The 10,075-nt window shown below is 72.9% G+C and carries 8 protein-coding genes; 2 read left to right on the top strand and 6 right to left on the bottom strand.

Annotated features, from left to right (window positions below; translation table 11 throughout):
• Both AOK22_RS01650 and AOK22_RS01645 read left to right on the top strand, forming a co-directional pair.
• Positions 1 to 2,696, top strand: a 2,696-nt coding sequence (locus tag AOK22_RS01650; RefSeq protein ID WP_055696713.1) for a hypothetical protein, incomplete at its 5' end; no start/stop codon positions are given.
• A 134-nt stretch (positions 2,697 to 2,830) separates the two neighbouring features.
• Positions 2,831 to 3,781, top strand: a complete 951-nt coding sequence (locus AOK22_RS01645) for a bifunctional riboflavin kinase/FAD synthetase (protein WP_055696712.1) — start codon at positions 2,831 to 2,833, stop codon at positions 3,779 to 3,781.
• 61 nt (positions 3,782 to 3,842) lie between these two features.
• Here AOK22_RS01645 and AOK22_RS01640 read toward each other — a convergent pair whose 3' ends face one another.
• The 6 genes from AOK22_RS01640 to AOK22_RS42105 form a co-directional block, all read right to left on the bottom strand.
• Positions 3,843 to 4,844 (bottom strand): ABC transporter ATP-binding protein, encoded by a 1,002-nt coding sequence (locus AOK22_RS01640; RefSeq protein ID WP_055696711.1) that lies wholly within the window; start codon positions 4,842 to 4,844, stop codon positions 3,843 to 3,845.
• Positions 4,845 to 4,872: 28 nt separating this feature from the next.
• On the bottom strand, positions 4,873 to 6,006 hold the full coding sequence (locus AOK22_RS01635; RefSeq protein ID WP_425263990.1) for an ABC transporter ATP-binding protein: 1,134 nt from the start codon (positions 6,004 to 6,006) through the stop codon (positions 4,873 to 4,875).
• Positions 5,895 to 6,830, bottom strand: a complete 936-nt coding sequence (locus tag AOK22_RS01630) for an ABC transporter permease (RefSeq protein ID WP_055696710.1) — start codon at positions 6,828 to 6,830, stop codon at positions 5,895 to 5,897. The genes AOK22_RS01635 and AOK22_RS01630 overlap by 112 nt, the downstream gene beginning before the upstream one ends.
• On the bottom strand, positions 6,827 to 7,921 hold the full coding sequence (locus tag AOK22_RS01625) for an ABC transporter permease (RefSeq protein ID WP_055696709.1): 1,095 nt from the start codon (positions 7,919 to 7,921) through the stop codon (positions 6,827 to 6,829). The genes AOK22_RS01630 and AOK22_RS01625 overlap by 4 nt, the downstream gene beginning before the upstream one ends.
• Positions 7,922 to 7,924: 3 nt before the next feature.
• Positions 7,925 to 9,814, bottom strand: coding sequence for an ABC transporter substrate-binding protein (locus AOK22_RS01620; RefSeq protein WP_055696708.1), 1,890 nt, complete (start codon positions 9,812 to 9,814; stop codon positions 7,925 to 7,927).
• A gap of 66 nt (positions 9,815 to 9,880) precedes the next feature.
• The coding region (locus AOK22_RS42105; protein ID WP_208606357.1) for a hypothetical protein at positions 9,881 to 10,075 on the bottom strand (195 nt) is incomplete at its 5' end.

The following is a 10,075-nucleotide window of genomic DNA, read 5'->3' as shown; positions in this document are numbered from 1 at the left end:
AACTGGCCGCGCTCGCCGCGCGCCGCGCCAAGGGTGCCGGGCCCGCCCCCACGCTGTGGCTGCGCGGCGCCGATCTGCAGGCCGCCGACGCGTCGGTGGCCGACGCGGTGGAGCGGGCGCTCGACCGCGCGGGACGGATCCTGGAGGCCTCCGAGGAGGCGCCGGAGAACGGGGGACTCGGGGACATCTCGGCGGGCCGCGTGGCCCGGCTCGTGCGGGCGGCAGGGCGGCCGCTGCTGGTGCTGCTCGACGCACCCGAGGAGATGCCGCCCGTGCTCGCCCACCGCCTCGCCGAGTGGAGCCTCGGCACCGACCAGTGGCTGGGCCGGACGGGGACGCGGCTCGTCGTGGCCTGCCGCGGGGAGTACTGGGAGCAGGCCGGGGCGTACTTCGACGCGGCGTCGCTGCACGGCCCGGACACCGGTTCGGGGATCCCCGGGCACGTACGCCTCGACGACCTGCCGGAGCCGCAGGCCCGCCGCGCCCGTGAGCGGTACGACATCCCGGACGGCGCCCTTCGCGACGCCGACGCCCGGCATCCGCTCGCGCTGCGGCTGCTCGGCGAGGTGCGCGCCGCCCGGCCCGACGCGCCGTCGCCGGGCACCCCGCGCCGCGAGGAGATCTTCGCCGCCTACCTGGACCTGATGTGCCTGCGCGTCGCGGTGCGCCTCGCGGCGGCGGGCGGCCTGCGCGGCAGCGCCGTACGACGCCTGGCGGCGCGGGTCTCCGGGCAGGTGCACGAGGCGGCGCGGCGGTGCCTGGGGCCGGGGCAGGGCGAGCTGGACCGGGCCTCCTTCGAGGCGGTGTTCCCGTGGGGAGCGCTGTCGGGCACGGCGAGCGGCAAGGAGTTCCACGGCTGCACGGGGTGGGCGTCGGCCGTGCTCACCGAAGGGCTGCTGGTACCGGCGGGGCCGGGCTACCGCTTCGCGCACGAGGAGCTGGCCGACTGGATCCAGGGCACGCACCTGGACGTGGACGGCGCGCTGACCACCCTGGTCCTGCGCCACCGCGACACGGCCCGCGACCCCGCCGTCCCCGAGCAGCGCCGCCGCAGGCCCGGCCCGCGGACCGCGCGCCCCCTGCCGGTGCCCCGCCACCGGATCGGCCCGGTCGTCCAGGCGCTGCTGTCGCTGGGGCGGCAGTGGGGCGCCGCCGAGCTGGCCGCGCGCCTGGGCGAGCTGGCGGACGTGCTGGTGGACCGCGCGGACGCGCCGGGGCGGTCCGGCGGCCGTGCGGGCGGGGCGGACGACGCCGTGTGGTGGGCCCGGCGGCTGTGCACCGAGGTCCTGCTGCGCGTGCCGGACGCGTCCCCGTACCTCGCGGTGCTCGAACCGCTCGCCGAGCGCGGGGAGTTCGACACCGGCTTCTGGCTGCGGCTGCCGGTGGGGGAGGCCGATCGGTTCGCGCTGCTGCGGCGGCTCGTCGTGCACGACGGACCGCCGGGGGACCCGGGCCGCTGTCTGGACGCCGTCGCCGAGCTGCTCGCCGCCGACCCCGCGGGCGTACAGCCGCACCTCGCCCGCTGGTTCACCGACGAGCGGCCGCTGGACGCCGCCCCCGACGCCACCGTCGCCTCCGCCGCGCAGGCCCTGCTCCACACCCACCGGCACCGCGCCATCGACGACCTCACCGAGGCCCTGGTCGACTGCGCCCACGCCCGCGCCGACGAGCTGCTCGCCGCGCTCGCCGAGGAGGAGCCCGCCGCCGTCTGCCGCGCCGTCGACCGCTGGGCCCACGACGAGCGCCCCGGGCGCCGCGTGGCCGCCGCGGCGTACGGCTCGCTCGCCGCCCCGCACACCACCGCGGACGCCGACCGGGCCCTCCTGCGCGAGGCCGCCCTCGCGCTGCTCGCCCGCCCCGCCGACGACACCCTGCACGGCGCCGCGCTCGCCGTCCTCGTCCGCGACCCGTGGACGCGCTCCCGCCACCTGCCCCACGCCCTGCGCCGCTTCGCCGCGGGCGACCCGCAGCTGCCCGCGAGCGCGCTGGCCGCCGCCCTGAGCACCCACCCCGACCCGGTCCTCGACGCCTTCCGCGCCCGCCTGCACGCGCCGGGCCCGGCCCTCGACGACATCCTCTGCGGCCTCGCCGACGTGCCCACGCCCGCCCTGGCGCGCCGCGTGGCCACGCTCGTGCACGACCTGGTGGAGGCCCGCCCCGAGGCGGCCGGGCCCGCCGCCGCGCACATCGACCGGCGCCTCGAACAGGGCCCCGGCGTGCGCGCCGTCCTCTACCCGCTGGTGGCCGCGCTGCTGCACAGCCGCCCCGCGCGGGTGCGGGAGGCCCTCGCGCCCGTGCTCGCCGCGCCCGGCACCCCCGCCTCGCGCGACCTGCGGGGCGAGCTGCTGGACGTGCTGCTCAGCCAGGAGAGGGACTGCGCCGTCCTGGAGAGCGTCCTGCGGACGGTGGCGGGCGGCGCGGGGGAGTGCGGGGAGACGGGGTGCGAGGAGGCGGAGTGCGGGGAGGCCCGCGCCCGCGAGCGGGTGCGCCGCGTCGGACTGCTGTTCGTGCGCACTCCGGAGGGCGCGTCCCGCTTCGACCGCTGCCTGGTCGAACTGGCCCGCGCCCGGCCCGGCTTCGCCGCACTCCTCGCCCGCTGGCTCGGCGCCGCGCCGCACGAGTGGGCCGCCCTGGTCGGCCCCAGCGCCCGCCGCGCCATCGACGACCTCGCGGGCGGCGTACGGGTCCCGGCCTAGCGGGCCGAGTGACCCCCGCCACCCCCTCCGATGCGAGCGGGGACGGGTCGGCATGGCAGTCTTAGTCCTGCGTTATCGGCAATGGGAACGTACAGACGTACGTGACGTACACGGGTTCGGCGAGGAGCAAAGAAGTGCAGCGCTGGCGTGGCTTGGAGGACATCCCCCAGGACTGGGGGCGCAGCGTCGTCACCATCGGTTCCTACGACGGTGTGCACCGCGGTCACCAGCTGATCATCGGGCGTGCCGTGGAGCGGGCGCGCGAGCTCGGTGTGCCCGCCGTGGTCGTCACCTTCGACCCCCACCCCAGCGAGGTCGTGCGCCCCGGCAGCCACCCGCCGCTGCTCGCCCCGCACCACCGGCGCGCCGAGCTGATGGCCGACCTCGGCGTGGACGCGCTGCTGATCCTGCCGTTCACCAGCGAGTTCTCGAAGCTGTCGCCCGCCGACTTCGTGGTGAAGGTCCTCGTCGACAAGCTGCACGCGCGCGTGGTCGTCGAGGGCCCCAACTTCCGCTTCGGGCACAAGGCCGCGGGCAACGTCGACTTCCTGGCCGAGCTCGGCCGGACGTACGACTACGAAGTCGACGTCATCGACCTCTTCGTCAGCGGCGAGGCCGGCGGCGGCGAGCCCTTCTCCTCCACCCTGACCCGGCGCCTGGTCGCCGAGGGCGACATGACGGGCGCCGCGGAGATCCTCGGCCGCCCGCACCGCGTCGAGGGCGTCGTCGTGCGCGGCGCCCAGCGCGGCCGCGAGCTCGGCTACCCCACCGCCAACGTGGAGACCCTGCCGCACACCGCCATCCCCGCCGACGGCGTGTACGCCGGATGGCTGCACGTCGAGGGCGAGGCCATGCCCGCGGCGATCTCCGTGGGCACGAACCCGACGTTCGACGGGACCGCGCGGACCGTCGAGGCGTACGCGATCGACCGCGTCGGGCTCGACCTGTACGGCCTGCACGTGGCCGTGGACTTCCTCGCCTTCGTGCGGGGGATGGCCAAGTTCGACTCGATCGACGACTTGCTCGTCGCCATGGCGGACGACGTGAAGAAGTCCCGGGAACTGGTGGAAGCCGCGGGGGCGTAGTCCTTCGGCTGCGGGTGCGGTGTGGTTGCTCGCGCCGTTCCCCGCGCAGCTCCCCGCGCCTCTAACGGGGCGCTGCCTGCGCCGTCGCCCAGTGGCACGCCACCTGTGTCTCGCCCGCGCCCGAAAGCACCGGCAAGTCGTCGGTACGGCACCGCCCGGCCACACCCGCCCGCTCCGCCTCGCCGGAGGCGAGGATCTGGCAGCGTGCGTGGAAGCGGCAGCCGCCCGGGATGCGTGACGGGTCCGGCGGCTCGCCCGTGAGGACCACCGGCTCGCCGGGAGCCTCGGGCAGGACCGACAACAGGGCCTGCGTATAAGGGTGTCGAGGGGCCGTCAGGACCTCCTCCACCGTGCCGGTCTCCACGATCCGGCCCAGGTACATCACCGCCACGCGGTCCGCGATGTTCCAGGCCAGGCCCAGATCGTGCGTCACCACCAGTGCGGAGAGACCGAGTTCGTCGCGCAGGCGCAGCAGCAGCGCGAGGATCTCGCCGCGCACGGACGCGTCGAGGGACGCCACCGGCTCGTCGGCGACGATGAGTTCGGGCTCCAGGACCAGCGCGCCCGCGATGACGACGCGCTGGCGCTGGCCGCCCGACAGCTCGTGCGGGTAGCGCAGGAAGAAGCGCTCCGGCGGGCGCAGACCGGCCCGCGAGAGGGCCTCGGCGACCGCCGCCCGCTCGTCGCCCGCGTACCCGTGGATGCGGAGCCCCTCGGCCACGGCGTCGTACACCGTGTGCCGGGGGTTGAGCGACCCGCTGGGGTCCTGGAGGACCAGCTGGACGCGCTTGCGGTACGCCTTGAGGGCGCGGCCCGCGTAGTCGAGCGGCTGCCCGCCGAACGTCACCTTGCCCGACGTAGGCGGCACCAGGCCGAGCAGCGAACGCGCCAGCGTCGTCTTGCCGCACCCCGACTCGCCGACCAGGGCGACGATCTCGCCCGCCGTGATGTCGAGGTCGACGCCGTCCACCGCCCGCGCGGTCGGTGCGCCGCGGCGGCCGGGGAAGGCGATGTGCAGGTCGGCGGCCGACAGCAGGGGGCCGCCCGGAGTCTCGGTGGTCATGCGCGGCTCCTCGTCAGGGCGCTCTGGTTCACGATGTGCTCTCCGCCGCCGAGGCCGCCGTGGGCTGCGCGGGGAGCTGCGAGCCCGCGTGCACGCAGGCCGCGCGGTGGTGCGGGCCCGCGTCCCGCAGGACCTGGTCCTCCGTGGCGCAGGAGTCGAGGGCGACCGGGCAGCGCGGGTGGAACGTGCAGCCCGCGGGGAGCGCGGACGGGTCGGGCGGGTCGCCGGGCAGCCCGCGCGGCGCGAACCGCGAGGCCGTGTCGCCGATCCGCGGGAAGGCCGCCGACAGGGCCTTGCCGTAGGGGTGCCGGGCGTTCTCGTACACCTCGGCGGCCGGGCCCTCCTCGACGACGCGCCCCGCGTACATCACCGCGAGCCGGTCGCAGGTGTCGGAGAGCACCGCCAGGTCATGGCTGATCATCATCAGGCCGAGGTCCTGCTCGGCCACCAGCTGCTCGATCAGCCGCAGGATCTGGGCCTGGATCATCACGTCGAGCGCGGTGGTCGGCTCGTCGGCGACGATCAGGCGCGGGTCGCAGGCGAGCGCCATCGCGATCATCACGCGCTGGCGCTGGCCGCCGGACAGCTCGTGCGGATACGCGTCCGCGCGGGCGGCGGGCAGCCCCACGTGTTCGAGGAGCTCGCCGACCTTCCTCTTCGCGCCCGCCGGCGTCGCCTTCTTGTGCAGCAGGATCGGCTCGGCGATCTGGTCGCCGATGCGGTGCACGGCGTTCAGCGAGTGCATCGCGCCCTGGAAGACGATCGACGCGCCCGCCCAGCGCACCGCGCGGACCCGCCCCCACTTCATGGTGAGGACGTCCTCGCCGTCGAGCAGGATCTCGCCGGTCACCTTCGTGCCCGCGGGCAGCAGCCGCAGCAGGGCGAGCGCCAGCGTGGACTTGCCGCAGCCCGACTCGCCGGCGACGCCGAGCTTCTGCCCGGCGTCGACGGAGAGGTTCACGCCGCGCACGGCGGCCGCGCCGTTCGCGTACGTCACCTCCAGGTTTCTGACGTCGAGGAGACGGGCGTCGTTCGCCTTGGTCATGTCGGTCAACGGGAGGCCCCCAGCCTGGGGTTGAGCACGGATTCCACGGCGCGCCCGCAGAGCGTGAACGCGAGCGCGACGACGGCGATGGCGAGACCGGGCGGGGCGAGGTACCACCAGTGCCCGGCGCTGACCGCGCCCGCCTCGCGCGCGTCCTGCAGCAGGCCGCCCCACGAGACGCTCGTCGGGTCGCCGAGGCCGAGGAACGCGAGCGTCGCCTCGGTGAGGATGGCCCCGGAGATCACGAGCGTGGTCTGCGCGAGGACGAGCGGCATGACGTTCGGCAGGACGTGCCGGGCCATGATGTGGCCGTGGCCGCCGCCGAGCGCCTGCGCGCGCTCGATGTACGGGCGCGACTCCACCGCGAGGGTCTGCGCGCGCACCAGCCGGGCCGTCGTCGGCCAGGTCGTCACGCCGATCGCCAGGATGATCGTCCAGATCGAGCGGGACATCACCGAGGCCAGCGCGATGGCGAGCACCAGCGTCGGCATCACCAGGAACCAGTCGGTGACGCGCATGATGACGGTCGCGTACCAGCCCTTGAAGTGTCCGGCCGTGATGCCCACGAGCGTGCCGATGGCCACCGAGAGGACGGCGGCGAGCAGCCCCACGGACAGCGAGATGCGCGCGCCCCACACCAGCAGGCCCAGCAGATCGCGCCCGAACTGGTCCGTGCCCAGCGGGAATTCACCGCTCGGCGACTCCATCGGCTTGCCCGGCGCGTCCGTCACGCTCTGCGCGTCCGAGCCCACGAGCAGCGGCGCGAAGACGGCGGCCAGCGCGATCAGGACGAGCGCGGCGAGCCCGAAGAGCCCGGTCCTGTGGGTGCGGTACTCCCGCCAGAAGCGGGCCGCGGAGTGCCGGCGGCGGGTCCAGGCGAGCGCCCGCGCGCTCTTGGCCGCGGGCGCCGCCGGGGTGGTCGGTGCGGATTCGGTCGTCATCGGCCCACCCGGGGATCGAGCAGCGGATAGATCACGTCGGCCAGGGTGTTCATCAGGATCACCGCGGTGGAGAAGACGAAGAACAGCCCCTGCACCAGCGGCAGGTCGGGCACGCTCAGCGCCTGGTAGAAGAGCCCGCCGAGCCCCGGCCAGGAGAACACCGTCTCCACGAGGATCGCGCCCGCCACCACCGTGCCGAGGTTCACGAACATCAGGGTGACGGTCGGCAGCATGGCGTTCGGCACCGCGTGGCGGCGGCGCACGAGGTCGTCGCGGAGCCCCTTGGCGCGTGCGGTCGTCAGATAGTCGCTGCCCATCTCGTCGAGCAGCGAGGAGCGCATGACGAGCAGCGTCTGCGCGTATCCGACGGCGACCAGGGTGACCACCGGCAGCACCATGTGGTGCGCGACGTCGAGGACGTACGCGACGCCCGTCTCGCCGCCCGACTCCAGGCCGCCCGTCGGGAACATCCCGGGAATCGGCCCGATCCCCACCGCGAAGGTGATGATGAGCAGCAGGCCGAGCCAGAACGACGGCACGGAGTACAGCGTCAGCGCGAGCCCGGTGTTGAAGCGGTCACCGAGCTTCCCGTTGCGCCAGGCGGTGCGCGTGCCCAGCCAGATGCCGATGAGGGTGTAGAGGACGTACGCCGTTCCGGTGAGCAGCAGCGTCGCCGGCAGCGCCCCCATGATCTTCTCCATCACGGGGGCGTGGAACTGGTACGACGTGCCGAAGTCACCGCTCAGCACATTGCCGGTGTAGTCCCAGAACTGGGCCATGACCGGCTTGTCGAGTCCGAACTCCTTCCGCATCGCGGCCAGTTGCTCGGCCGAGACGCGCTTGCCGCCCGTCATCTGCTTGACGGGGTCGCCGGGGATCAGCCGGAACAGGAAGAAGCTGGTGACGAGCACGGCGAACAGCGACACGACCGCGCCGCCGAGCTTGCCCAGCACATAGAGGAGATAGGCGCGGGTGTTGCGGGCGCGCGGCCCGCGGGCCGACGGCGCCCCGGCGGCGGCCGGGTCGCCGTCGGCCCCGGGGCCCAGCGGACCCTCGGTGTCGAGCAGTGCGGGATTGCTGTCAGCGGTCATGCGTTACTCGCGGTCCTCTGCGGTCGAACGGCGGCGCAGGGCGAACAGGACTCCGCTGCCCACGAGCACCACCGCGGCAGCGGCGATACCGATGATGACACCGGTCGAGCTGTCGTCCTTGGAGGAACTCTTCCCATCCGCGGGAACGGCCGACCACCAGCTCCAATATCCGTCCTGGCCGTAGATGTTGCCCGCGGCCGTCGGCATGGTGGTGATGGACTTGATCTGGTCGGTGCGGTAGGCCTCCACCGCGTTCGGGTACGCGAGGACGTTCATGTACCCCGAGTCGTACAGCCACGACTCCATCTGCTTGACGATGTCCGCGCGCTTGGCCGGGTCGTACTCGGCGAGCTGCTTGTCGTACAGCTCGTCGTACTTCTTGTCGCAGATGAAGTTGTCGGTGGCGGCGCTCTCCTTGGCCTTCTTCGGCAGGGCGGCGCAGGTGTGGATGCCGAGGACGAAGTCCGGGTCCGGGTTGACGGACCAGCCGTCGAAGGCGAGGTCGTACTCACCCGCGTACCAGGGCACGGAGACGTCGTCGAGGCAGTTGACCTTCAGCCCGATGCCGAGGTCGCCCCACCACTCCTTCAGGTACTTGCCGACCGCCTTGTCGTTGGGGTCGGTGGCGTGGCACAGGATCCGCAGGTTCAGCGGCTTGCCGTCCTTGCCGACGCGCTCGCCGTCGCTGTTCTTCTTGTACCCGGCCTCGTCGAGGAGCCGCGCGGCCTTCTTCGGGTCGTACGCCAGTTCCTGGTCGGCGGACGGCTTCCAGGCGTAGTCGGAGAAGCGCGGCGGGATGTACCCGGCGCCCTCGACCGCCTGTCCCTGGAACACCTTGTCGACGATCGTCTTGCGGTCCACGGAGAGGAAGAGCGCCTGCCGGACCTTCTTGTCCAGCAGGGCCGGGTTGCCGTCGCCGAACTTCTCGCCGTCCAGCGTCTTGGCGCCCGGGTTGGTGGCGAGCGCGAAGAAGCGCCGCCCCGGACCCTCGTTGACCTTGATGTTCTCCTCGTTCTTCAGGGACTGGGCCTGCGCGGGAGTGAGCGCGGGCTGCCCGGCGACGAAGGAGACCTCACCCTTGCGCAGGGCGGAGACGGCGGCGTCCTGGTCCTTGTACGTCTTGAAGACCAGCTCGTCGAACTTCGGCGCCCCGCGCCAGAAGTCCTTGTTCGCCTTCAGCCGCACGTACTGGTCGACCTTGTAGTCCGTCAGGATGAACGGACCGTTGCCGACGACGGGGAAGTCCTTGTCGTTGTTGAACTTCGAGATGTCGTCGACCTTCTCCCAGACGTGCTTGGGAACGATCGGCACGTCGAGGGCCGCCATGGTCGCCTGCGGCTTCTTCAGCTCGATGACGAGCTTCGTGGGGCTGGGCGCGGTCACCTTCTTGAAGTTGGTGACGAAGTTGGAGTTCGCGGTGGCGGTGCCCTCCTTGGACATCACCTTGTTGAACGTCCACGCCGCGTCCTCGGCGGTCGCCTTCCGCCCGTCCGACCACTTGGAGTCGTCCCGGATGGTGTACGTCCAGGTCAGCTTGTCGGCGGACGGCTTCCAGTCCGTGGCGAACCCGGCGATCGCCTTGTTGTCCTTGGCGTCGTAGTTCGTCAGGTACTCGTACGTCAGCCGGTGGATGCTGGTGCTCAGCAGCCGCTGGGCGAGGAAGGGGCTGAGCGAGTCGACGCTCTGCGCCACGGCGACGGTGAGGACCTTCTTGCCGTCGTCGGCCTTCGCCTCGGCCTGCTGGGGGACCGGATTGAGCGGTGTCGCGAGACCGGCCGTAAGGGTGAACGCGGCGGCACCACCGGCGAGCGCGAGCCTCAGGCGGCCGCGGGGACGAGGGGGTGCCGCTGTCGCGGGTGCTGCTGCTCTGCCGTGCTGATCTTGTGTGTCCATGGGTCGGTGACCTCGCGTCATCGCTCGCGCAGGGATGGCTGGTTGCACGTTGGTTGCACGTTGGCTTCACGTTGTGTGATCAAGGAACGTCAGCTGGTTGATGTGTGTGTTTACCAGCGCCAGTCTGCGCGCGTCAACGGCGGATGAACCCCATGTGGCCTGCGGAAATAACGAGTTGACCGGGATTTCATCCGCATTGGTCAAGACCACTGAAGCGTGGCTGGTGAGGGGGTGACGGTGGGGGGACTGTCTCTTATACAC

Origin of the sequence: Streptomyces silaceus (assembly GCF_001419745.1) — a bacterium.
GTDB lineage: Bacteria > Actinomycetota > Actinomycetes > Streptomycetales > Streptomycetaceae > Streptomyces > Streptomyces silaceus.
Note: the sequence above shows the minus strand (reverse complement) of the source record. Positions and strands in the feature narration are given on the sequence as shown.